Origin of the sequence: Kribbella sp. NPDC050281 (assembly GCF_040655855.1) — a bacterium.
GTDB lineage: Bacteria > Actinomycetota > Actinomycetes > Propionibacteriales > Kribbellaceae > Kribbella.
The window spans coordinates 1-22,022 of record NZ_JBFAKS010000056.1; the positions used below are offsets into that span (position 1 = coordinate 1).

The 22,022-nt window shown below is 68.3% G+C and carries 23 protein-coding genes; 14 read left to right on the forward strand and 9 right to left on the reverse strand.

Annotated elements, in window-relative coordinates; all coding sequences use genetic code 11:
- Window positions 1-96 precede the first annotated feature (96 nt).
- Complete coding sequence (locus AB0I34_RS39670; RefSeq protein ID WP_360456268.1) at window positions 97-912, reverse strand: siderophore-interacting protein; 816 nt, start codon at window positions 910-912, stop codon at window positions 97-99.
- A 112-nt stretch (window positions 913-1,024) separates the two neighbouring features.
- Here AB0I34_RS39670 and AB0I34_RS39675 point away from each other — a divergent pair, with 112 nt between their 5' ends.
- The 3 genes from AB0I34_RS39675 to AB0I34_RS39685 are packed head-to-tail and all read left to right on the forward strand — an operon-like array spanning window position 1,025 to window position 4,101.
- Window positions 1,025-2,101, forward strand: a complete 1,077-nt coding sequence (locus AB0I34_RS39675; protein ID WP_360456271.1) for an iron chelate uptake ABC transporter family permease subunit — start codon at window positions 1,025-1,027, stop codon at window positions 2,099-2,101.
- The gene (locus AB0I34_RS39680; RefSeq protein WP_360456274.1) at window positions 2,101-3,141 is read left to right on the forward strand and encodes an iron chelate uptake ABC transporter family permease subunit; all 1,041 of its coding nucleotides are present in this window, start codon (window positions 2,101-2,103) and stop codon (window positions 3,139-3,141) included. Before AB0I34_RS39675 ends, AB0I34_RS39680 begins: the two co-directional genes overlap by 1 nt.
- A 3-nt stretch (window positions 3,142-3,144) precedes the next feature.
- The gene (locus AB0I34_RS39685) at window positions 3,145-4,101 is read left to right on the forward strand and encodes an ABC transporter ATP-binding protein (RefSeq protein ID WP_360456277.1); all 957 of its coding nucleotides are present in this window, start codon (window positions 3,145-3,147) and stop codon (window positions 4,099-4,101) included.
- Between the two features lie 73 nt (window positions 4,102-4,174).
- On the opposite strand, the gene AB0I34_RS39690 is transcribed toward AB0I34_RS39685, so the two are convergent.
- The 3 genes from AB0I34_RS39690 to AB0I34_RS39700 form a co-directional block, all read right to left on the reverse strand.
- Window positions 4,175-4,792 (reverse strand): hypothetical protein, encoded by a 618-nt coding sequence (locus AB0I34_RS39690; RefSeq protein WP_360456279.1) that lies wholly within the window; start codon window positions 4,790-4,792, stop codon window positions 4,175-4,177.
- A 164-nt stretch (window positions 4,793-4,956) separates the two neighbouring features.
- Window positions 4,957-5,328 carry an FKBP-type peptidyl-prolyl cis-trans isomerase gene (locus AB0I34_RS39695; protein WP_360456282.1) on the reverse strand — a complete coding sequence of 124 codons (372 nt, stop codon included), beginning with the start codon at window positions 5,326-5,328 and terminating at the stop codon, window positions 4,957-4,959.
- A gap of 82 nt (window positions 5,329-5,410) precedes the next feature.
- The gene (locus AB0I34_RS39700; protein ID WP_360456285.1) at window positions 5,411-6,280 is read right to left on the reverse strand and encodes an alpha/beta hydrolase; all 870 of its coding nucleotides are present in this window, start codon (window positions 6,278-6,280) and stop codon (window positions 5,411-5,413) included.
- Between the two features lie 471 nt (window positions 6,281-6,751).
- Here AB0I34_RS39700 and AB0I34_RS39705 point away from each other — a divergent pair, with 471 nt between their 5' ends.
- The gene (locus AB0I34_RS39705; RefSeq protein WP_360456288.1) at window positions 6,752-7,474 is read left to right on the forward strand and encodes a hypothetical protein; all 723 of its coding nucleotides are present in this window, start codon (window positions 6,752-6,754) and stop codon (window positions 7,472-7,474) included.
- 6 nt (window positions 7,475-7,480) lie between these two features.
- On the opposite strand, the gene AB0I34_RS39710 is transcribed toward AB0I34_RS39705, so the two are convergent.
- From AB0I34_RS39710 to AB0I34_RS39725, 4 genes are all read right to left on the reverse strand, one after another.
- Complete coding sequence (locus AB0I34_RS39710; RefSeq protein WP_360456291.1) at window positions 7,481-8,332, reverse strand: SMP-30/gluconolactonase/LRE family protein; 852 nt, start codon at window positions 8,330-8,332, stop codon at window positions 7,481-7,483.
- A gap of 63 nt (window positions 8,333-8,395) precedes the next feature.
- Window positions 8,396-9,808: an ABC transporter substrate-binding protein gene (locus tag AB0I34_RS39715; protein ID WP_360456294.1), complete on the reverse strand. Its 1,413-nt coding sequence runs from the start codon at window positions 9,806-9,808 to the stop codon at window positions 8,396-8,398.
- A gap of 22 nt (window positions 9,809-9,830) precedes the next feature.
- Complete coding sequence (locus AB0I34_RS39720; protein WP_360456297.1) at window positions 9,831-10,682, reverse strand: carbohydrate ABC transporter permease; 852 nt, start codon at window positions 10,680-10,682, stop codon at window positions 9,831-9,833.
- Window positions 10,679-11,632 (reverse strand): sugar ABC transporter permease, encoded by a 954-nt coding sequence (locus tag AB0I34_RS39725; RefSeq protein ID WP_360456300.1) that lies wholly within the window; start codon window positions 11,630-11,632, stop codon window positions 10,679-10,681. The genes AB0I34_RS39720 and AB0I34_RS39725 overlap by 4 nt, the downstream gene beginning before the upstream one ends.
- A 77-nt stretch (window positions 11,633-11,709) precedes the next feature.
- On the opposite strand from AB0I34_RS39725, the gene purD reads away from it, so the two are divergent.
- The 9 genes from purD (at window position 11,710) to AB0I34_RS39770 (ending at window position 20,253) form a co-directional block, all read left to right on the forward strand.
- The gene (purD, locus tag AB0I34_RS39730) at window positions 11,710-12,987 is read left to right on the forward strand and encodes a phosphoribosylamine--glycine ligase (protein WP_360456303.1); all 1,278 of its coding nucleotides are present in this window, start codon (window positions 11,710-11,712) and stop codon (window positions 12,985-12,987) included.
- Window positions 12,988-13,081: 94 nt separating this feature from the next.
- Entirely contained in the window at window positions 13,082-13,234 is a 153-nt protein-coding gene (locus tag AB0I34_RS39735) for a hypothetical protein (protein ID WP_360456306.1), read from the forward strand.
- A 19-nt stretch (window positions 13,235-13,253) separates the two neighbouring features.
- Window positions 13,254-13,688 (forward strand): glutaredoxin domain-containing protein, encoded by a 435-nt coding sequence (locus AB0I34_RS39740; RefSeq protein ID WP_360456309.1) that lies wholly within the window; start codon window positions 13,254-13,256, stop codon window positions 13,686-13,688.
- Window positions 13,689-13,702: 14 nt separating this feature from the next.
- Complete coding sequence (gene purB / locus AB0I34_RS39745; RefSeq protein WP_360456312.1) at window positions 13,703-15,139, forward strand: adenylosuccinate lyase; 1,437 nt, start codon at window positions 13,703-13,705, stop codon at window positions 15,137-15,139.
- Window positions 15,140-15,142: 3 nt separating this feature from the next.
- Window positions 15,143-15,499 (forward strand): hypothetical protein, encoded by a 357-nt coding sequence (locus AB0I34_RS39750; RefSeq protein WP_360456315.1) that lies wholly within the window; start codon window positions 15,143-15,145, stop codon window positions 15,497-15,499.
- 1 nt (window position 15,500) lies between these two features.
- Window positions 15,501-15,914 (forward strand): hypothetical protein, encoded by a 414-nt coding sequence (locus AB0I34_RS39755; protein ID WP_360456318.1) that lies wholly within the window; start codon window positions 15,501-15,503, stop codon window positions 15,912-15,914.
- Window positions 15,915-15,981: 67 nt separating this feature from the next.
- The gene (locus tag AB0I34_RS39760; RefSeq protein WP_360456320.1) at window positions 15,982-17,214 is read left to right on the forward strand and encodes a bifunctional glycosyltransferase family 2/GtrA family protein; all 1,233 of its coding nucleotides are present in this window, start codon (window positions 15,982-15,984) and stop codon (window positions 17,212-17,214) included.
- Window position 17,215: 1 nt separating this feature from the next.
- Window positions 17,216-19,207 carry a glycosyltransferase family 39 protein gene (locus AB0I34_RS39765; RefSeq protein ID WP_360456322.1) on the forward strand — a complete coding sequence of 664 codons (1,992 nt, stop codon included), beginning with the start codon at window positions 17,216-17,218 and terminating at the stop codon, window positions 19,205-19,207.
- A 623-nt stretch (window positions 19,208-19,830) separates the two neighbouring features.
- On the forward strand, window positions 19,831-20,253 hold the full coding sequence (locus AB0I34_RS39770) for a hypothetical protein (RefSeq protein ID WP_360456325.1): 423 nt from the start codon (window positions 19,831-19,833) through the stop codon (window positions 20,251-20,253).
- Here the strand turns inward: AB0I34_RS39770 and AB0I34_RS39775 are convergent.
- A complete protein-coding gene (locus AB0I34_RS39775; RefSeq protein ID WP_360456328.1) occupies window positions 20,231-20,818 on the reverse strand; it encodes a TetR family transcriptional regulator in 588 nt (195 codons plus the stop codon). The two genes, AB0I34_RS39770 and AB0I34_RS39775, sit on opposite strands and share 23 nt — an antisense overlap.
- A 51-nt stretch (window positions 20,819-20,869) precedes the next feature.
- On the opposite strand from AB0I34_RS39775, the gene AB0I34_RS39780 reads away from it, so the two are divergent.
- A complete protein-coding gene (locus AB0I34_RS39780; RefSeq protein ID WP_360456331.1) occupies window positions 20,870-21,940 on the forward strand; it encodes an FAD-dependent monooxygenase in 1,071 nt (356 codons plus the stop codon).
- The last annotated feature ends 82 nt before the right edge of the window (window positions 21,941-22,022 follow it).

The following is a 22,022-nucleotide window of genomic DNA, read 5'->3' on the forward strand; positions in this document are numbered from 1 at the left end:
CAGGTTTGGGGGGTGCTAAACCAATTCTGCGCTACAGCTCTCGCGCATCACCCCGGCCTGCCCCCTCCAAGTTTCGGGCCCCGGCCGGTGTCGTTGTCAGACCTGGGCCTCGCCGCGCTTCCAGTAGCCCTGGAACGAGATCGCCGGTTTCGGCATCCCGGCGGCGTTGACCAGGTGGCGACGTACCGACTTGATCATCGACGACTCCCCGGCGACCCAGGCGTAGTCGGCGTCGTACGGAAGGTCGGCGCCTTTCAGGGCCTCGAGCAACGAGTTCGGTGGCGTGATCCAGGTGATGTCCGCGCTGCCGGGTGTCGGCAGCGGCCGGATGTCGCCGGCGTCCGGCACCTCGACGAAGACGGTCGCTTGGGCGGTGGCGGGCAGCTGCTCGAGGATGCCGGCCAGCGCGGGCAGGGCAGTCTCGTCGGCGACCAGGATCCGGCGGACGCTGGTGGCCGGCGGGACGTAGTCGACGCCGGAGTGCAGCAGTCCCTTGATGCTGGTGGTGTCGACCGCGAACGGGAGGATCAGGCCGATCTGGTCACCCGGCTGCGCCTGGCTGACCCACGCCGAGGCGGGTCCGTCGATGCCGTGCAGGACGAACTCGATGTCGAGCTCGGCGACCTCGGGCCGGAGTGCCCGGATGGTGTACGTCCGCATGATGAAACGCTCGTCGACCGGCTGGGCGCACCACTGCGGATACCACTCGGGCCCCGACGGCAGCTTGATCTCGCCACCATTGGGCGGCGTCAGCAGCACCTTGATCCGCTGGTCCGGACCGGCGGTCACCACGTCGGCGATCCGCGGTGCGACGAAGGTCACGCGGCGTAGGTGCGGACTCAGGTCCTCGACCGCCGCGACAGTCGCCAGCAGCGAGTCGAACTCGATCGGCCGCTCGAGCACTGTGGTCATGTCCGGTTTCTCCAAGGGGAGCGCAGGGGAGGCTCAGATGCGGACCCGTGGACGACCGGGTTATTCTGAGGCGTCTAGAGGTTAGCCTTACCTAAGAGGGTCTCAAAGTCCAATGCCTCCGCCCAGTGCTGTCGCCCAATCCGCCGGCCGTGACACCTCTGCTGTTGTTTCGTCACGCCCGCGGCGGACCCGGCGGACCACACTGGTCGCCGGGCTGATCGTGTGTGTCGCCCTGCTCGTCGTGGTGTCGTTGCTCAGCATCGCGGTGGGCTCGAAGCAGATCCCGTTCTCGACGGTGATCGATGCCCTGCGCCACTACAACGAGGCGAACACCGATCACGTGATCGTCCGCTCACTTCGCGTGCCACGGACCGTGATCGGTCTGCTGGTCGGTGCCGCGCTCGGGCTGTCCGGGGCCCTGATGCAGGGAGTCACCCGGAACCCGCTGGCCGATCCCGGCATCCTCGGCGTCAACGGCGGTGCCGCACTGTTCGTTGTCGGCGGCATCTATTGGTTCGGGCTGTCGAGTCTGACGGCGTACGTCTGGCTCGCGTTCGTGGGGGCGGCAGCGGCGTCTGTGGTGGTCTATCTGCTCGGGTCGCTCGGTCGTGAGGGGGTCACGCCGGTCAAACTGGCGCTCGCCGGTGCCGCGCTGACGGCGATGCTCGGCTCGCTGACGACCGCGCTGCTGATCGGCGATGTCGATACCTTCGACCAGTTCAGGTTCTGGTCGGTCGGGTCGCTGGCCGGCCGCGACTCGGACATCGCCGGGCAGGTCGCGCCGTTCATCCTGATCGGCATCGTGCTGGCGCTGGTGTCGGGCCGCGTGCTGAACGCATTGTCTCTGGGCGACGACGTGGCGAAGTCGCTCGGCCAGCGGGTCGGGCTCGCCCGGTTGTTCGTCGCGGTGATCGTCGTACTGCTCTGTGGGGCTGCGACAGCCGTCGCGGGACCGATCGGTTTCATCGGGCTGACCATCCCGCACGTGGCGCGGTTGGTGACCGGCCCGGACTACCGGTGGATCCTGCCGTACTCGATGCTGCTGGCGCCGATCCTGCTGCTCGCAGCCGACATCGTCGGCCGGATCGTCGCGCGGCCCGGTGAGCTGCAGGTCGGCATCGTGACCGCAGTGATCGGCGCGCCGTTCTTCATCATCCTGGTTCGTCGGCGGAAGCTGGCGGATCTCTGATGACCACAGCCGAAGCAGTTCAGGTCATCAGCCGGGCGCGGGCGGCCCGGCAGGCACGATGGCTGCTGGTGATCGTGGTTCTCGCGGCCATCGTGTTCGTGACCTTCTGCGTCTCGCTCTCGCTGGGTGACTTCAAGATCCCGGTCATCGACGTGGTGAAGACACTGTTCGGTGGCGGTGACAAGGCGACCGAGTTCATCGTCAACCGGCTGCGGTTGCCCAGGGCACTCACCGGCCTGATGGTCGGTGCCGCGCTCGGCATGTCCGGCGCGATCTTCCAGAGCATCGCCCGCAACCCGCTCGCCAGCCCCGACATCATCGGCGTCACGTACGGCGCCAGCGCCTTCGCCGTCTTCGCGATCGTGACGCTGGGTCTGACCGGCGTCGCGGTCTCGGCGTTCGCGATCGTCGGTGCCCTGCTGACCGCGTTCATCATGTACGTGCTGGCCTGGCGGCACGGGGTGTCGAGCTACCGGCTGATCCTGATCGGCATCGGGATCGGTGCGATCGCCACGAGTCTCACGTCGTACCTGTTGACCAAGGCAAGGGTCGAGATCGCCCAGCAGGCGTTGATCTGGCTGACCGGCAGCCTGAACGGCCGGGACTGGTCGAACGTGCGGTCGATGGGGATCACCCTGGCGGTGCTGACTCCGTTGACGGTGTTCATGGTCCACCGGCTGCGGATTTTGCAGCTCGGCGACGAGACGGCGTACGGGCTGGGTCTTCGGGTGGAGAGCTCGCGGCTCGGGCTGATTGTGATCGCGGTACTGCTCGCGGCACTCGCGACCGCCGCGGCCGGTCCGATCGGGTTCGTCGCGTTCGTCGCGCCGCCGATCGCGCGGCGGCTGACCCGGTCGCCGGGGCCGGCGATGATCGCGTCCGCGTTGCTCGGCGCGCTGGTCGTGGCCTTGTCCGATCTGATCGCGCAGCACGCCTTCGGCTACACCCAGTTGCCGGTCGGTGTGGTGACCGGCGTGGTGGGCGCGCCGTACCTGATGTTCCTGCTGGCCCGGTCCAACCGGGTGGGGAGTGGTGGCTGAGAGATGGAGAACCTTGTGGAACACAGCCTCGCCGCCGACGGTCTGGCGGTCGGATACGACCAGCGGGAGATCATCCACGACCTGTCGGTGCGGATCCCGACCGGGAAGATCACCGTCATCGTCGGCGCCAATGCGTGCGGCAAGTCGACGCTGCTGAAGACTCTGGCTCGGTTGCTGAAGCCGTCGCGGGGCACCGTGCTGCTGGACGGTAAGAGTATCCAGTCGATCCCGACCCGTGAGGTCGCGACGAAGCTGGGACTGTTGCCGCAGTCACCGACCGCACCGGAGGGAATCACAGTCGCCGACCTGGTCGGGCGCGGGCGGTACCCGCGGACCCGGTGGATCCGGCAGTGGAGCAAGTCCGACGACGAAGCGGTCGCAGCCGCGATGACATCGACCGACGTACTCGAGATCGCCGACCGTCCGATCGACGAACTGTCCGGTGGTCAGCGGCAGCGGGTCTGGATCGCGATGGCGCTCGCGCAGGAGACCGACATCCTGCTGCTGGACGAGCCGACGACGTTCCTCGATCTGACCCACCAGTTCGAGGTGCTCGATCTGCTGGTCGATCTGAACAAGCAGGAAGACCGGACCATCGTGCTGGTCCTGCACGATCTCAACCAGGCGTGCCGGTTCGGGGATCACCTGATCGCGATGAAGGACGGCGCGATCGTGGCCGAGGGCAATCCCCGCGAGGTGATCACCGAGGAGGTCGTGCAGGACGTGTTCGGGCTCGGGGTGAAGATCGTTCCGGACCCGGTGGCGGGGACTCCGATGGTGGTTCCGATCGGGCGTCACACCACTCGCGCCGACACTCAGCCTGCCTCTCTCGCGATGTCTTCAGCCGCTGGCGCGTCTTCAGCCCGGGGTGCGTCTTCGACTGCCGGGGCCTCGCCGGCTGCGGCCGCGCTGGCGGCGTCTGCTGCTGCCAACGGGGTCTGTCGTCCTACCGACCGCTGATTACAGCGGGACGCGGAGGCCGTCGTACGCGACCTGCCAGGCGGAGAGTTCCGTGGCGAGTGCGGTCAGGCTGTCAGTGGCGCGGCGTGACGCGTACCTGGTAGAGGATCAGACCTGCCAGCAGCGCACCGAGAGTGCCCAGGGCCAGGTCGCCGAGGGTGTCGGTGTAGGCGGACTGGAGTTCGGGAGAGCTACGGATGAAGGCGAAGTACTCGCCGACCTCCCAGACGACTGCCGCGGTCGCGCCGAAGCCCAGGGCCACGAAGGCGGTCAGGCCGCGGGAGAGATCGCGCGGCGCGAACGCGAGCAGGACCCCGGCGGTGAGGAAGCCCCAGAGGATGAAGTGCATGGCGTCGTCCCACCAGTCGACCGTGTCGAACAGGTTGAACCGGTTGCCGATCAGGTCGATCAGCCACGGCAACGTCATCAAGAGGTCTGCCGTCCAGGGGAAACGGTGGTGCAGCTTGCTCTTCGTCCGCCCGTACGCCCACCACCACAATGGCAGGATCATCGCGCCGATCGGGTACACGACCAGCCGCGCGGTGGATGCCTTCCCCTTGATCCCGCTCAGGTCCGGCCAGATCAGTGCCGACAGCAACAAGCCGAACAGCAGCACCTTCGCGGCCAGGGCGGCGTACCGCGCCCAGCTCACTCGCGTGGCGGCAACCGTTGTCGCAGTCATCGTCGTCATGCCTCTCAGCCAAACCGACCGCTGGGCGAGGCGGATGAGTACAACTACGCGAAGGACCCCCGCGATGTCCGCCATTGTGACGGATCGCGGGGGCCCGAACAGCAGTCGGCCTCGCCGGCCGGACCTGCGGTCCCAGCCGGCTGGGCTGAGGAGACGGGCCGGGCTCAGCTCACGCTGATGAGGTCCACGACGAAGATCAGGGTCTCGCCGGGCTTGATCGATGCGCCGGCGCCACGGTCGCCGTACCCGAGCTGCGGCGGGATGACCAGCTTGCGCCGGCCGCCGACCTTCATGCCCTGCACGCCGGTGTCCCAGCCCTGGATGACCTGGCCGACGCCGAGCTGGAAGGCCAGCGGCGCGCCCCGGTTGTACGACGCGTCGAACTCCTCGCCGGTCGAGTGGGCCACGCCCACGTAGTGAACGTTCACCCGCGACCCGGCCTTGGCCTCGTCGCCGTCGCCCACGGTGATGTCGGTGATCTCGAGATCCGCCGGCGGCGGACCGTCCGGAAAGTCGATCTCTGGCTTCTCAGTCATACCCACCAGCTAACCAGACCTCCGCCCGGATCCGCGCGCCCAGGGTCCCTGCGCCAGGAACTTCACGCCCCACGCCGGACGACTAGCGGACCAGCACCTCGCGGAGTTTGGTGGCGAACTCCTCGGGCTTGCGCGGCTGGCCGTACTCGTTGCCGAGGAAGCCGTCGTGGCCGCCGGGGAAGACGACGGGCTCGAGGTTGAGGCGTGAGGCGGCTGCCTGGCCGCCGCGACCGGCCAACTGGTTGCCGGATTCCTCGCCGACGCCGATGACGATGCGGTCCTTGGCCTTGTCCAGGGCGTCGAAGTCGGGTTGGTACGACGTACAGCCGCGGATGTTCTGACCGAGGAGAGCGTCATCGCGGGTGCCGTCGTCCTCGGTGGGGAGGCCGAACATGGCCGGATCGGGTGCCGGCTGCTGGGTGTAGTCGGCTGGGATCTCGCCGTCGTAGCTGACGATCGCGATGAACTTCGCCATCCCGGCGCCCATGCCGTCGCGCTGATAGGTCTGGTAGATGTCCTCGCACGCCGCCAGCGCTGCCTCGCTGTCCGGCACCACGCCGGCCAGCGGCGGCTCGTGGGCGACGAGGGTGTGGAGCAAGTCGGGTCGCTTGGCGGCCAGAGCCAGCGAGTTCACCGCGCCACCGCTGCTGGCGAACATGTCGACCGGGCCGACGTCGAGCGACTCGATCAGCGCGATCAGGTCGGCGGCGTGGTCGTCGGGCGTCAGCTCGCCGGCACCGTCGCTACGGACGCTTCGCTCCACCCCGCGCGGGTCGTAGGTGACGACCGTCCGGTCGGTGAAGTGTGACGCCAGGGTCGGGAAACCGCTCGCGCCCATCGGCGAACCGATCACCAGCAGCACCGGCTGGTCGCGATCGGTGAGATCACCGCGGACGTCGTACGTCAGGGTGGCTCCGGGGACGTCGAGCGTCCGGGTGACAGGGTCCGGCATGACAGCTCCTCTGGTCCGGCCCATCCCCACCGGTTGGGCCTCGTGAGGTGAGCCTAGACCGGGTCCAGGTGACCGGAACAGGTACGCAGAGTGCACCCAACCGGCACTATCAACCCGCAGCGACGCGCTCCCACTGGCAGGTTATGTCGCCGATAGCGCACTTGTTTGGGGCCAGCGATGACATAACCCGCCAGCGGATCATCAGACGCGCGGCTTCCCCGGATCAGCAGACGCCGACCTCCCCAAACCGGTTCGGGGAGATCAGCATCGCGATGCGGGGAGCGGAACAGTCCGGATCGGGGTAGGAAGTCTCCACGAACCCGGTGCACGCCCGGGCGTGGCATCACAACGGCCCCGAGGTGGTCGTCGTCAGCGGCGGTCCAACGTAGTCGGCCGGCGGCCGAGGATCGCGCTACCGATGCCCGCAGCAACCAACTGGTGCCCACGGACTCAGGGCTAGACTCGCGCTCTGTGCTGAAGAGACTCGCTGTCGTGACCGCCGCCGTTGTCCTTGTGGCCGCTGTCGTACACCCGCGGAGTTCCGACGCGAGTACGACGGCTGAGAGCTACGGGCAGTACTCGCTGATGTTCGAGAAGTCGGCCGGACAGTACTGGGCCGGTCAGGCCGCGGCGGGCCAGTGGGCGTGGACGCCGCTGAGCGCCACCGAGTCGGACATCTCCTGGGGAGACCCGAAGACCTGGCCGCCGAAGTCCGCCGAGCACTTCATCCACGACGGCGAATGGGTCCTCCTCGACGGCTACAACGACGGCGCCGGCCGCCCGCTCACCCAGATCCAGCGCGTCACCTCCGAGAAGATCGGCGACGCCGACTGCAACAACCTGCGGCCGATCCCGTCAGCCGGCGGCCGCCAGCACTATGTGAAGTGGACCGTCCCCACCACCGGCTACTGCCTGGACGCGGCCGGAACAATCAAACCGCCGAACGGCTCGACCACGGTCAACTTCCGTCACCTGCAGAAGTGGCTCCCGCCGCACCCCTGCTCCAACCCGTACTTCACCGGCCAGACCTGCATCACCCAATTCGAGCAGTGGTGGGACGACAACGAGCACACCTACTCCCTCCAGCTCTCCCGCACCCTGGAGATCGCCCGCGGCAAAGGCATGGCCTTCACCAACCGCACCACCGTCCCCGTCCCCTGGAACGCCGACGCCCGCTACTACTGGCACTACTGACCCGAGTCACGGCCAGCCGGCGGGTGGGCGGGGCGCGGGGTGCGTGAGGATGCGGCCGGTGCGGTTGGAGAGTAGGCGGTCGAGGTTGGCCTCGAAGGACTCCTGCATCTGCCAGTCTGCGGACAGCATGTACAGGGTTCGGCCGTCCACGCCGCCGAGGGTGCAGGCGAAGCCGGCGTGCTCGAGTGGGACGGTCTCGAGGATCTCGCCGCCCTCGGCGATGCGCAGGCAGGCGGGCCCGTTGTCTGCCCAGCCGGGGGTCCAGATCGCACCGTCGGCGTCCATGACCATGCCGTCGCCGGTGTGAGATGCCCACACTCGCCGGTTCGCCAGCGAGCCGTCGGGTGAGACGTCGTACGCCGTGAGCGTCTCGGCGAAGGACTCGGCGATGACGAGGGTCGAGTTGTCCGGCGTGATCACCATGCCGTTGGGGAAGGCGAGCTCGTCGGCCACGTGTCGTACGGCGCCGTCGGGGGTGACCAGCAGGATGAAGCCGGGGCGCTTGCCCTCACCCGGGTGGAAGTCGCAACCACCGTTCACGTAGATGTTGCCGCGACCGTCGACGACGATCTCGTTCAATCCGCCGTACGACGAGAGGTCGGCATGGACGACCAGGTCACCGGACGGTTCCTGCCGCAGCAGCAGTCCTTCCGGACCTGAGGTCACCAGCAGCCGCCCATCCGGCAGCCAGTCGATCGAGAACGGCAGCGTGGTCGGGACGCGGGCCATCACCTCGCTCTTACCTGACGCATCAACGGCCAGCACCTCCTGAGCACCCCAGTTGGAGCACCAGAACCGCCCGTCATGCCACCGCGCCGACTCCCCGATCACCAGCCCACTCATCAGTACCTCGGACATCACCACTCCTTCCGTTTACCCCTATACGAACGGAAGGAGTGGTGATCGACACCGCGTACTGACCTACTTCTTGACTGTCTTGTTGTATTGCTCGATCTGGGGCTTGATGGAGTCGGCGGCGGCCTTCATGGCCTGGGCCGGGTCGGTGCCCAGGACTGCCTTTTCGAGGCCGTCTTCGGAGGCCTTGCGGGCTTGGGGCATGATGCCCAGGATGCAGCCGGACGACGCGTTGGTCGGCTTGGTGTTGTGGAGTTGGGTGATCGCGGTGGTGAACTGCGGGTACTGCGCCACCCACGCCTTGTCCTCCGGGAGGTCCAGGGCCTTGGAGTTGATCGGGAAGTAGCCGGTGCCGGTGTGCCACGCGGCCTGCTGCTCCGGCGAGGAAGCGAACTTCACGAACTCCCAGGAGGCGCGCTTCTCGGCGTCCGAGTGACCCGGGCCGTCGATCCACAGCGACGCGCCGCCGATGATCGGGCCGCCGCTGTCGGAGGCGGTCAGGTGCGGGAACGGCGCGGTGAGCACAGTGAACTTGCCCTTCGCCGCGTCCAGGTAGCCGCGCAGCGATCCGGTCGACTCCAGGTGCATCGCCGACGTACCGGACTTGAACACCGCCTGCGCGTCGTCGGTCTTCTTACCAGTGTTCGGCATCAGGCCCTGCTTGACCATCTGCTGGTACCAGGTGGCGACCTTGACGCCCTGCTCGTCGGCGAAGTTCACCTGGGTGGCCAGGTCCTTGCGGCCGTTGTCGTTGTCGCAGTACGCCGACCCGGACTGGGCGATCAACTGCTCGATGAACCAGCCGTAGATCGCGGCGTTGAAGCCGTACTGGACGGTCTTGCCGCCCTGCTTGATCGTCAGCTTCTTCGCGTCCGCCATGATCTCGTCGAGGTTCGTCGGCGGCTTGTTCGGGTCGAGGCCGGCCTTCACGAAGGCCTCTTTGTTGATGTACAGCAGCGGCATCGACGTGTTGAACGGCATCGAGTTCAACTTGCCGTCGATCGAGTAGTAGTTGGCGATGTTCGGCTCGATCGTGTCGAGGGAGTAGTCGTCCTTGTCGGCGAAGCTCTGCACCGGCACGGTCTGCTTGGAGTCGATCATGAACCGCGAGCCGATGTCGTAGATCTGTACGACGGAAGGCGTGTTGCCCTGCTGCACCGACGTCTTGTACTTCGTGATCGTCTCGTCGTAGTCACCCTGGTAGACCGCGGTGACCTCGATCTTGCCGGTGTGGGCGGCGTTGAACGCCTTCACCATCTTGTCGACGGCCTCGCCGTTGGCGCCCTTCATGCCGTGCCAGAAGGTGATCTTGGTGACGCCGGACGCCTTGTCCAGCGCGTCCGCGCCGGGCACGTCCTGGCCCCCGCTGCCGGAGCCGCCGGAGTCGTTGTTGCTGCTGCCGCAGCCGGCCGCCACCAGGGCGAGCACGGCCAGCAGTGAAGCGCCGATCGCCGTACGTCGTTGTCGGACTGATCGCATCACAGTCACCTCTCTCGAAGGATCATCGGATGGCGCCCGCGGTCAGTCCGCGGACGATGAATCGCTGGCCGAAGATCACGATGGCCAGGGTGGGCACGATGGACAGGGTGACGCCGGCCAGGATCAGGCCGGGGTCGGCCGCCTCGACGTCGTTGAGCTGGCTGATGCCGATCTGCAAGGTACGGCGGGATGCCGAGTCGCCGATCAGCAACGGCCAGAAGAACTGGTTCCACGCGGACAGGAACACGTACAGCCCGACCGCGGTCAGGGCCGGCTTGTTCAGCGGCAGCAGGATCCGGCGCAGGAACCGCCAGTGCCCGCAGCCGTCGATGGTGGCCGCGTCCCGCAGTTCGGTGGGGAACTGCAGGAACGACTGCCGCAGCAGGAACACCCCGAACGCGTTCGCCAGGAACGGCAGCACCAGCGCGATCATGGTCCCCGCGTACGTCGCGGTGAGCCGTTGACCACCGAGCTCCCAGCCCGTGATGGTCAGGTAGTTCGGCAGCACGATCGATTCCCACGGCACCATCAGCGTGGCCAGGAACAGCCCGAACAGCACCGAGCGTCCCCACATCTTCATGAAGGCGAACGCGTACGCCGCCAGCACACTGGTGATCAGCTGCGACACGGTGATGATCGAGGTCTGCAGGATCGAGTTCAGGTACTGCTGCCCGAGCGGGGTCCCGGACGACGACGCGCCTTTGTAGTTGCCGGTGAAGATCCCGTGCGGGAACAGATCCGGCGGGTACGACGAGATCTGCCCGGGCGACATGATCGAGCCCGCGATCACGTAGTACACCGGGAAGATGACCGCGAGGGCCGCGAGGATCAGGACGGCGTACGTGATCAGCCGTCCGGCGGTGAGTCGCCTCACTTGTAGTGCACCCGCCTCTCCAGTACGCCGAACTGGACCGCCGTGCAGACGAGCAGGATCACCAGCAGCACGATCGCCTGCGCGGAGGCGGCGCCGAAGTCGCTCGCGTTGTTGGCGAAGGCGGTGTGGTAGATCGAGTAGACGAGCGTCTTGGTCGACTGCTCCGGGCCGCCTTCCGGCGTCAGGATCTTGATCTGGCCGAAGCCCTGCAGCGACTGGATCGTCGAGATCACGACCAGGAAGAACAGTTGCGGACCGAGCAGCGGGATGGTGATGTGCCACGACGCCCGCCAGCCGCCGGCGCCGTCCAGCGTCGCGGCCTCGTTGATCTCGGCCGGGATCGCGCCGATGCCCGCGGACAGGACCAGCACGTTGTAACCGATGCTCATCCAGACCGTGGTGATCGAGACGCTGATCAGCGCCCAGGACGGATCGGTGAGCCAGCCGATCCGGTCCACACCGAACCGGCCGAGCAGGCCGTTCGCGAGTCCGATCGCCGGGTTGTAGATGGTGGCGAAGATGACGGACGCGCTCGCGACCGAGAACGCGAACGGCAGCGCGAACGCGGTCCGGAAGATCCGGATCCCCTTGATGTGCTGCTCGAGCAGCAGCACGACGGCCAGGCCGCCGAGGACGCCGGGGATCACGGTGAGCAGCACGAATGCGAAGGTCACCCAGAGGATGTGCCGGAACTCAGCGGAGCCGAGCATGTCGCGGTAGTGCTGCAGTCCGACGAACGCATCCGGCCGGCCGAACAGGTCCGAGCCGTGCAGCGACAGCGAGACCGACTTGCCGAGCGGCCAGACGATGAAGAGTGCGAACACCACCAGGCAGGGCACGAGCATCAGCCAGGACAGCAGGGACGCAGGTGTGGGGCGGTGGCGTGCCGTGGCCGACACCGTGGTGGTGGTCGGGCGGCTTCTTGCGGCCGATACCGTACGTGTAGTCAATCGCTTACCTCCAGTCAGGCGCAGTCTTACCACCGCCCGGGGGCAGTCCGGACCGGCATGCCCTAGGCTGAGGGCCCGTGAAGGTCTTGGTGGTCGGCTCGGGTGGCCGCGAACATGCACTGGTCTGGGCGCTGGCCCAGGACCCTGAGGTCGACGAGGTCGTCGCGGCCCCGGGTAACCCTGGCATCGCCGTGTTGCGTCCGGCGTACGACGGGCAAACGATTGTTTGCCGTTCGGTGGACATCTCCGACCACGATGCGGTCGTCGCGCTCGCGAAGGACATGGGCGCCGACCTGGTCGTGGTCGGACCGGAGGCGCCGCTGGTCGCCGGGCTGGCCGATCCGCTCCGCGACGCGGGCATCGCGGTCTTCGGGCCGTCCAAGGACGCCGCCCGGATCGAGGGGTCGAAGGCGTTCGCCAAGGACGTGATGGCCACGGCGAGCGTGCCGACCGGCCGGGCCTACGTCTGTACGACGCCCGAGCAGGCCGCGACCGCGATCGACGCGTTCGGGCCGCCGTACGTCGTGAAGGACGACGGGCTGGCCGCGGGCAAGGGTGTCGTGGTGACGTCCGACCGCGACGAGGCGCTCGCGCACGCGGCGGGTTGCGAGCAGGTGCTGATCGAGGAGTACCTCGACGGCCCGGAGGTGTCGCTGTTCGCGATCACCGACGGTACGACGGTGCTGCCGCTGCAGCCGGCGCAGGACTTCAAGCGCCTCGGCGACAACGACGAGGGCCCGAACACCGGCGGCATGGGCGCCTACACACCGTTGCCCTGGGCACCGGAACGGCTGGTCGAGGAGATCACCGAGAACGTGCTCCAGCCAACGATCGACGAACTGCGCCATCGCGGTACGCCGTTCACCGGACTGCTGTACGCCGGTCTGGCGCTGACGTCGCGCGGTGTCCGGGTGATCGAGTTCAACTGCCGCTTCGGCGACCCGGAGACGCAGGCGCTGCTGCCGTTGCTGAAGACCCCGCTGGGTGGAGTCCTGTACGCCGCCGCCACCGGGAAGCTGGCCGATCAGGAGCCCCTGGCCTGGCAGAACGGTTCCGCCGTGGCGGTCGTGGTCGCCGCGAAGAAGTACCCGGCCGGCCCGCGCAGCGGCGACGTGATCAGCGGCGTCGACCAGGCCGAGGCCGACGGCGTCCACGTCTTCCACGCGGGTACGGCGCTCGACGGTGACGACCTGGTCACCTCGGGTGGCCGCGTGCTCGCGGTCAGTGCGGCCGGCGAGGACCTCGACGAGGCCCGCCGGCGTGCGTACGCCGCCGTCGGGCAGATCCGGATCAAGGGCTCCCAGCACCGCACCGACATCGCTCTCAAAGCCGCTCGAGGCGAGATCACCGTCTGATCCGACGTTCCGCGCGTACGACGCGAGCGGCGCGCTCATCTATACCGGTCCGAAGACCAGGGGTGAGCGCCAGGCCAGGGACGCTCGTTGCGTTGTGGACGCCACCGGCGAGAAGTTCCTGAAGCCGTACCCGCCGGGCTTCAAGATCACCGACCGCGAGCTGAACCTCTCCACCGAGCACCCCGCGGCCGGCATGCCGGACCCCAAGACCTGTCTCCGCGCCAGCACCTGGAACTGGCTCCCCTGACGCCTGCGAGGATGGCGGGGTGTTGCGCAGCTGGAAGGTCGCCCTGTTCGCCCTGCTGATCGGAGTCGCGCTCGCAGCGTGGTCTGCGTCCCGTGGGTCCGGTGGGTCCGCCGTCGTACAGCTGGCGACCTTCGTCGTTCTCGCGTTCCTGTTCTCGCCGCTGGTGTTCCCGCGATCCGTGAGCACCGCCGAGGCGGCCGCTCGAGGCAAACTCGTCGTCTACTGGCGACCCGGGTGCCAGTACTGCCTGCGGCTGCGGCTGGCCCTGATCGGTGTGGCCGGTCGAGCCTCGTGGGTCAACATCTGGGCGGATCCCGAGGCCGCTGCCGCGGTGCGGGCGGTGGCGAACGGTAACGAGACCGTGCCGACCGTGGTGGTGGACGGCGTCAGCCGGGTGAATCCCGGGCCGCGGTGGGTGCGGGATCGCCTGCGTACCGGACCGGTGGGCGAGTAGCGGACAATGGACGGGTGTCGAAGCCCAGCAAGCCCCGGATCCCCAATGTTCTCGCGTCGCGCTACGCCAGTGTGTCGATGGCCCAGCTGTGGTCGCCGGAGTACAAGATCGTGCTCGAGCGGCGGCTGTGGCTGGCGGTGCTGAAGGCTCAGAAGGAGCTCGGGGTCGCGGTGCCGGACGGCGTGATCGAGGACTACGAGCGAGTGGTGGAGCAGGTCGACCTGGAGTCGATCGCGGCGCGCGAGCGGGTCACCCGGCACGACGTCAAGGCGCGGATCGAGGAGTTCAGTGCCCTCGCCGGGCACGAGCACATCCACAAGGGCATGACGAGCCGGGACCTGACCGAGAACGTCGAGCAGCTGCAGATCCGGGCCGGTCTCGAACTCGTCCGGGACCGCGCGGTGGCGACCGCCGTACGGCTGGGTCAGAAGGCGGCCGACCACGCGGCGCTGGTGCTGACTGGTCGCTCTCACAACGTGGCTGCTCAGGCGACCACGCTCGGCAAGCGGTTCGCATCGGCCGCGGACGAGCTGCTGGTCGCGATCGCCCGGATCGAGGAGCTGATCGAGCGGTACCCGCTCCGCGGCATCAAGGGCCCGGTCGGTACGTCGCAGGACATGCTGGACCTGTTCGGCGGCGACCCGGCGAAGCTGGACAAGCTGGAGAGCGACATCGCCCAGCACCTCGGGTTCAGCCGGACGCTGACCAGCGTCGGCCAGATCTACCCGCGGTCCCTCGACTACGAGGTCGTCTCGGCGCTGGTGCAGCTTGCCGCCGCGCCGTCGAGCCTGGCGACCACGATCCGGCTGATGGCTGGGAACGAGCTGGTCACCGAGGGCTTCAAGGAGGGCCAGGTCGGTTCGTCGGCGATGCCGCACAAGATGAACACCCGGTCCTGTGAGCGGGTGAACGGTCTGGCGGTGATCCTGCGCGGGTACGCCTCGATGGCCGGTGAGCTGGCCGGCAACCAGTGGAACGAGGGCGACGTCTTCTGCTCGGTGGTACGCCGGGTCGCCCTGCCGGACGCGTTCTTCGCGTTGGACGGGTTGTTCGAGACGTTCCTGACCGTGCTGGACGAGTTCGGGGTGTACCCGGCCGTGGTCAGCCGGGAGCTGGAGCGGTACCTGCCGTTCCTGACCACGACCAAGGTGCTGATGGCCGCGGTGAAGAACGGCGTCGGCCGGGAGACCGCGCACGAGGTGATCAAGGAGCACGCGGTCGCCACCGCGCTCGACCTGCGCAAGGGCCTGGCGGAGAACGACCTGTTCCGCCGGCTCGGCCAGGATGGCCGCCTCGGCCTGACCGAGGACCAGATCGTCGGCATCGTCGGCGAGCCGCTGTCCTTCACCGGCGCCGCCGTCGCGCAGGTCAACGCCGTGGTCGCACAGATCGACGACCTCGCCAAGCGCTACCCGGACGCCGCCACCTACACGCCAGGTGACATCCTCTAGCTCGTGTTCGAACCGCTGACCTGGGTGCTGGTGGGCCTCTCGCTGGCCGCGATGGTGTACGCCATCGTGCTGGCCGCGCTGAACAAGCGGATCAACTGGACGCTGCTGGCTGCCCTCGGCGTGATCGAGGTCGGCCTGCTGGCCCAGCTGGTCATCGGCATCGTCCAGCTGGCCGGGACGTCCCGCGATGTCTCCGGCCCGTTCTTCATCGGCTATCTGATCGGCTCGCTGGTCATCCTGCCGATCGGTGCGCTGTGGGCGCTGGCGGAGAGCAGTCGCTGGGGCGCCGGCGCACTGGCCGTCGCCTGCCTGGTGATCCCGGTGGTCGAGTTGCGCCTGTACGAGATCTGGACCGCCTGACATGACCGACCCTGTCGAGACCCAGCATGATCCCGAGGCGACCAGGCACGGGCCTGGCCGGATCCTCATTCTGGTGTACGGCGTCTTCGCGCTGTCGGCCACCGCCCGGGCAGGCGTACAGATCGCGACCCAGTTCTCCGAGGCGCCGATCGCCTACCTCTTGTCGGCCGTTGCCGCGATCATCTACTGCGCCGCGACCTTCGCCCTGGCCAAGGCAACGAAGGTCTCGCGCCGGGTTGCGACCGCTGCGATCGCGATCGAGCTGATCGGCGTTCTCGCCATCGGCGCCTTCAGCTACGCCGCCCCCGACGACTTCCCGGACTCGACCGTGTGGTCGCACTTCGGTCAGGGCTACGGGTTCGTCCCGGTGGTGCTGCCGGTCCTCGGTCTGCTCTGGTTACGGCGTACTCGCTGACGATCTCCCAGCGAACTGCCAGCCGCGCGCAGGGGTTGGCCAAGGTTGACCGGACAGCATCGATGACATGCAGATATCCGGTCATCCTCGGGTCGAGATCGTCGTACCCGCCAAGAATGAGGAAAACGACCTCGGCCCGAACATCAGGCGACTGCGTGAGTTCCTCGACACCGCCTTCCCGTTTCCGGCCGAGGTCTGCATCGCGGACAGCGGAAGCACCGACGCCACCTATGAGGTCGGCACGCTGCTGGCCGCCGAACTGCCCGGAGTCCGGATCGTCCGGCTCGAGCAGCCCGGTCGCGGCCGGGCGCTGAAGCAGGCCTGGTCCGAGAGCACCGCCGAGGTGCTCGCCTACATGGATGTCGACCTGTCGACGAACCTGAACGCCCTGCTGCCGTTGGTCGCACCACTGTTCGCCGGGCACAGTGACATCGCCATCGGCACCCGGTTGTCGAACGGCTCCCGGGTGGTACGGCGGCCGATGCGGGAGTTCATCTCGCGCTCGTACAATCTGTTGCTGCGGGCAACCTTAAGTGTGCACTTCTCCGACGCCCAGTGCGGGTTCAAGGCGGTCCGCGCCGACGTCGCGCGCGAGCTCCTGCCGCTGATCCAGGACACCAGCTGGTTCTTCGACACCGAGCTGCTCGTCCTGGCCGAGAAGGCCGGCCTGCGGATCCACGAAGTGCCCGTCGACTGGATCGACGACCTCGACTCGCGGGTCGCGATCGCCAAGACCGTCGGCGAGGACCTGCGCGGGATCGCCCGGCTGACACGTGACCTCGGTCGCGGTCGGACCGATCTCAGTCCGGTCCGCTGGGCGTACGGCCGCCCGCGGATCCTCGATCCCCGGACGGCGCTGGCCGCTCGGGTACTGCGTTTCTGCGCGATCGGTGTGCTGAGCACAGCGGCGTACGCGCTGCTCTATCTCGTACTTCGGCAGGGCATGCCGGCCCAGGTGGCGAACCTGCTGGCGCTGCTGATCACGGCCGTCGGCAACACCGCGCTGAACCGGCGGATCACCTTCGGGGTCACCGGCGTGGAGAACCGTTGGCGACATCAGTTGCGCGGACTCGTCACGTTCGGGATCGGCTGGAGCCTGACCGCGTCGTCCCTCTGGCTGCTGCACACCGCGGTGGCTTCGCCCCATCAGGCGGTGGAGGTCGCCGTCCTGACCATCGCGAACCTGGCCGCGACCGTGGTCCGGTTCAGCCTCTTCCAGGCCTGGGTCTTCAACGACGACGCACCCACCCTGCCCACCTTCGAACCCCCCGCGGTTCTCGACCAGACCCGGAGCAACTGACATGGCCACCATTACTGATCCCGTCGAGGCGTCCCCACGCCGCGCCGGACCACGATCGGTCGCCACCCAGTACACGATCGGCCGGGACAAGATCCTGTACGGCGGCCTGCTGGCGCTGACCGCGATCGCGTACCTGTGGGGACTGTCCAAGAACGGCTACGCCAACGAGTACTACGCGGCCGCGGTCCAGGCCGGGTCGACCAGCTGGAAGGCCTGGTTCTTCGGGGCGCTCGACGCGTCGAGCTTCATCACCGTCGACAAGACTCCGGCGGCCCTGTGGGTAATGGGGTTGTCCGGGCGGATCTTCGGCTTCAGCACCTGGAGCATGCTGGTTCCGCAGGCGCTGATGGGCGTCGCGAGCGTCGGCTTCGTGTACGTGTCGGTGCGGCGATGGTTCTCCGCGAACGCCGGTCTGCTGGCCGGTGCGATCCTCGCGATGACGCCGGTCGCCGTACTGATGTTCCGCTTCAACAACCCGGATGCGCTGCTGATCCTGCTGCTGTGCGCGGGTGCGTGGGCGGTGACGCGGGCGATCGACTCCGAGAAGCACGCGGCGCGGTGGATGATGCTGGCCGGGGCATTGGTCGGCTTCGGGTTCCTGACCAAGATGCTGCAGGCGTTCCTGGTCCTGCCGGCGTTCGGATTGGCGTATCTGGTCGCTGGCAGGCCCGCGCTCGGGAAGCGGGTCGTCCACAGCGTGCTCGCGCTGGTCTCGCTGATCGTGAGCGCAGGGTGGTGGATCGCGATCGTGGAACTGCTGCCGGCGTCGGCTCGGCCGTACATCGGTGGCTCCTCGACGAACAGCATTCTCGAGCTGACGCTCGGCTACAACGGCCTCGGGCGGTTGAGCGGGAACGAGACGGGCTCTGTCGGCGGAGGTGTCGGCAATCCGGGCTGGGGTGGTGCTACCGGACTGCAGCGGTTGTTCGGTGGTGAGTTCGGTTCGCAGATCGCTTGGTTGCTGCCGGCTGCTCTGCTCGCGACGATCGTGCTGGTGGTGGCTGCGGGCAAGGGTCCGCGGACGGATCGGACGCGGGCGTTCGCTCTGATCTGGGGTGGCTGGCTGGTGGTCACTGGGCTGACGTTCAGCTACATGCAGGGGATCATCCACAGCTACTACATGATCGCGCTGGCGCCGGCGATCGGTGCGCTGATCGGTGCGGCGGTGGTCGTGCTCTGGCGGCGGCGGTCGGAGTGGTTGCCGCGGGCAACACTGGTCGGTGGGATCGTGCTGACCGCTGGGTGGAGCTTTGCGCTGCTGAACCAGAACTCGTCCTGGCATCCGTGGCTGCGGTGGGTGGTGCTGCTGACCGGCGTACTCGGAGCTGGTGCGGTGTTGTTGCTGCCGGAGTTGGGGTTGCACAAGACGGCGGCTCGGCGGGCCGGGATGTTCGCGGCCGTGCTGCTGGCGGTGAGCGCGCTGGCCGGGCCCACGGCGTACTCGGTCGAGACGATCAGCACGGCACACGCCGGTGCCCTCCCGTCCGCCGGGCCGTCGGGCTCCGGTGGGATGGGCGGTGGGCCTGGTGGCTTCGGCGGCGGACGTCAGATGGGTACGCCGCCCGGCCAGGCCGGCAACGGTACGACGGGCAACGGGCCTGCCGGGGCCGTGCGAGGTGGTGCCGGTGGATTCCTCGGTGGCGGTGGGACCAGTGGAGTTTCGAGTGAGCTGGTGACGCTGTTGCAGCAGGGGGCCAAGGGCTACACGTGGGCCGCTGCCGCGGTGACGGCCAATGGAGCCGCACCACTGCAGATCGCGTCGGGCGAGCCGATCATGGCGATCGGTGGGTTCAACGGAACCGACCCGGCGCCCTCCCTCGCGGAGTTCCAGGATCTGGTTGCTCAAGGCAAGGTCCACTACTTCGTCGGCAGCGGTGGTGGGGGCTTTGGCGGCGGTCGTGGCGGCACCACCAACGAGATCGCCACCTGGGTCGCCGAGAACTACGAGGCCCAGACCGTCGGCAACACCACCATCTACGACCTCACAACCTGAACAGGAGCACGCGATGACACAGCACCCCACCTACCCGGCGGGCGCCGACCCCGAGAACCAGTGGCAAGCAGCCCGAGCCGCCAGCAACCCACCCGCCCCGCCACCAGCACACCCCTCCGCGCCACCGGCACACCTCGGCACGCCGCAGGCGGCGGGTGTGGGGGAGGGGAAGAGCGGGGGGCGGCCGGGCAACCTGATGTTGGCGGGGGCTGGGTCTTTGCTTGCGGTGCTCGCGTTTCTTGGTGGGATGGCGGTTGGGCATTCGTGGGACGGCACGCCCACGCAGCAGAACCAGTTCGGGCCCGGCGGTGGCCGCCAGTTCCCGGGCCAGGGCAATGGGCAAGGTGGTGCGGGGCAGGGGACTGTCCCGGGGCAGCAAGGCCAAGGCACTCAGCCCGGGACCGGCACTCAGCCGGGGAGCGGTAGCTCGGGTGGTCAGACGCAGACGAGTTGATGGTTGACGGAGCAGCCCGGCGGGCCTCGAGCGGACACTCGGCCCGTCGGGCACCGCCGTGATTTCGCCCAGTGAGAGAGGCAACCAAATGGGGCGGACTGTCGGCGACGGAAGGTCACGACACGCGCAGACGGTTCGGGTTGGGGGTGGGTGGGGTAGGGATGGGGGCGTGGAATGGTCGAACGTCACCTGGTTCCTGACCGCCCTCGGGGCGGTCGTCGTACTACTGACGCGCGTCCGGCTCGGTGGAACGGTGGTGGACGGCACGGGCCATGGCGCCGGCCGCCACGGGTATTCCGCTGTCCTGCTGCGACTTCACACCACCGTCGGCGTGCTGACGTTGCTCGTGTGGATCGTTGCCCTGGTCACCGGCCGGCAGGAGATCGCGTTCCTGGCCCTGGCCGGATGGTGGCTGCTGGCAATCGTCGGATTGTTGCTGCTGGCCCGTTGGCTGCCGAGCGGCGGCAAACATTCGGAGGACGCGGCAACAGACGCCTGGGGCTCCGGCGCCGGCCTGTCGCTGCTCGGCCACGTCGGGATGGTCATCGGCGTCGGCTACTTCACCTTCATCACGCTGACGGATCGCCTCTGAGCCCGTCCAGCAGTGCGGCGATCGACCGCCGTACGCCGGCCTCGAAGGCCTCCTGTGACAGGGTGGCGCCGGCTCCGGCGACCCGGTCGTACAGCAGGCCGTCCATCATCGCGGCCGCCGGCCAGGCGGCTTCGTCCGGCCGCGGAATGCCCAGCATGTCAAGCAGCTGTGCCAGGCCCACCCGCAATTGCCGTCCGCCCTCGTCGATCGCCGCCCGAAGCTCGGGCTGACGACTCGCCTCCAGTGACAGTTCGTAGCGCGCGACGAGGTCGTCCGGCCGGTCTCGCGCCAGCCCGATCGTCAACCCGATCAGCAGGTCGAGCGGTCCGCGGTCGGCGTCCGGTGGCAGTGTCGCCAGGTCCCGGCTGACCATGCGGTTCACGCAGGCCGTCAGCAGCGCGCTCCGTGTGCGCAGGTAGTACGACGTGGATCCCGGCGGCAGCCCGGCCTCCGCGTCGACCGCGCGGTGGGTGAGCCCGCGCAGGCCACGGGTCGCGACGAGATGGATCGCGGCGTCGGCGATGGCGTCCCGGCGATCCGCACCCAGCGGAACCTGCTTCGTCACGCTGGCAGTCTCCCATTCCGTCTCACACTCTACAGGTGTAGAGTATCGCTCATGAGTACGGCGATCGTGGTGGGAGCGGGAATCGGCGGGGTCACGGCGGCCGTCGCACTGCAACGGTGCGGATGGCAGGTCTCGGTGCTGGAGCGGGCGCCTGAGCTGGGCGAGGTGGGGGCCGGGATCTCCGTCTGGCCGTCGGCGGTCACCGCTCTGGAGGACCTCGGGGTCAAGGGTGTCGAGAAGGCGGCCGTGATCGCCAAGCCGGCCGGGATGCGGAAGCCGAGCGGCCGCTGGGTGCTGGCGGCGGCCGACCTCGGCGTCGAGATCCCGGTGATGATCCACCGAGCCCAGTTGCACGAGCTGATCACGGCCGAGTTCGGCCCGGCCGTCACGGTCCGGACCGGGTACACGGTCACGAAGATCAGCCAGGACGAGACCGGCGTGACGATCAACGACGAGCTACGGGCCGACCTGGTCGTCGCGGCCGACGGGATCCGTAGTGTCATCCGGGGCGCGCTCTACCCGGAGTACGAGGGACCGCGGTACTCCGGGTACACGGCGTACCGGGGGATCGCCGACCTCGAGGTGGACGACGGCGGTGGTGAGACGTGGGGACGCGGGAGGCGGTTCGGTTTCGCGCGGCTGATCGACGGGCGGATCTACTGGTACGCGACCGCGAACCAGCCGGCCGGCGACGGCGGCGATCACGCGGCGGTGAGCGAGGCGTTCGGCGATTGGCATGACCCGATCCCGAAGCTCCTCGCCGGCACAGGGAACGTGCTGCACAGCGACATCTACGACCTGCGGCTGCCGCTGGTCCCGTTCGTCCGGGGTCGCGTGGTCCTGCTCGGCGACGCCGCTCACGCGATGACGCCGGACCTCGGCCGCGGTGCGTGCTCAGCCATCGAGGACGCCGGCGCCCTCGCCCGCCACCTCCGCGAGACGCCCGAGCTCGCTACCGCCTTGAACCAGTACGACGCCGAACGGCGTCCCGCGACGACCAAGCTGGTCAAGCGATCGCGGGCCATCGGCCGAGTCGGCCAACTGGAGAACCCGCTGGTCCGCGCCCTCCGCGACGGCCTCTTCACGATCGGCGGCAAGCTGGCCGGGCTCCGTCGGCGCTGAGCGGATCCCCACCACTCACCAACCTCGCCCGATCCGAGCGGCCGGGGTCCGGCCAGGCGGAGCCCTGACCGAACTTGGGGGG

Excerpts from the sequence above, each read along its gene's own strand:
- AB0I34_RS39760 (WP_360456320.1), top strand. The coding sequence starts at position 15,982 with ATGCAGATATCCGGTCATCCTCGGGTCGAGATCGTCGTACCCGCCAAG.
- AB0I34_RS39680 (WP_360456274.1), top strand. The coding sequence starts at position 2,101 with ATGACCACAGCCGAAGCAGTTCAGGTCATCAGCCGGGCGCGGGCGGCC.
- AB0I34_RS39765 (WP_360456322.1), top strand. The coding sequence starts at position 17,216 with ATGGCCACCATTACTGATCCCGTCGAGGCGTCCCCACGCCGCGCCGGA.
- AB0I34_RS39710 (WP_360456291.1), bottom strand. The coding sequence starts at position 8,332 with ATGTCCGAGGTACTGATGAGTGGGCTGGTGATCGGGGAGTCGGCGCGG.
- AB0I34_RS39675 (WP_360456271.1), top strand. The coding sequence starts at position 1,025 with ATGCCTCCGCCCAGTGCTGTCGCCCAATCCGCCGGCCGTGACACCTCT.
- AB0I34_RS39700 (WP_360456285.1), bottom strand. The coding sequence starts at position 6,280 with ATGCCGGACCCTGTCACCCGGACGCTCGACGTCCCCGGAGCCACCCTG.
- AB0I34_RS39755 (WP_360456318.1), top strand. The coding sequence starts at position 15,501 with ATGACCGACCCTGTCGAGACCCAGCATGATCCCGAGGCGACCAGGCAC.
- AB0I34_RS39780 (WP_360456331.1), top strand. The coding sequence starts at position 20,870 with ATGAGTACGGCGATCGTGGTGGGAGCGGGAATCGGCGGGGTCACGGCG.
- AB0I34_RS39690 (WP_360456279.1), bottom strand. The coding sequence starts at position 4,792 with ATGACGACGATGACTGCGACAACGGTTGCCGCCACGCGAGTGAGCTGG.
- AB0I34_RS39685 (WP_360456277.1), top strand. The coding sequence starts at position 3,145 with ATGGAGAACCTTGTGGAACACAGCCTCGCCGCCGACGGTCTGGCGGTC.
- AB0I34_RS39670 (WP_360456268.1), bottom strand. The coding sequence starts at position 912 with ATGACCACAGTGCTCGAGCGGCCGATCGAGTTCGACTCGCTGCTGGCG.
- AB0I34_RS39695 (WP_360456282.1), bottom strand. The coding sequence starts at position 5,328 with ATGACTGAGAAGCCAGAGATCGACTTTCCGGACGGTCCGCCGCCGGCG.
- AB0I34_RS39715 (WP_360456294.1), bottom strand. The coding sequence starts at position 9,808 with ATGCGATCAGTCCGACAACGACGTACGGCGATCGGCGCTTCACTGCTG.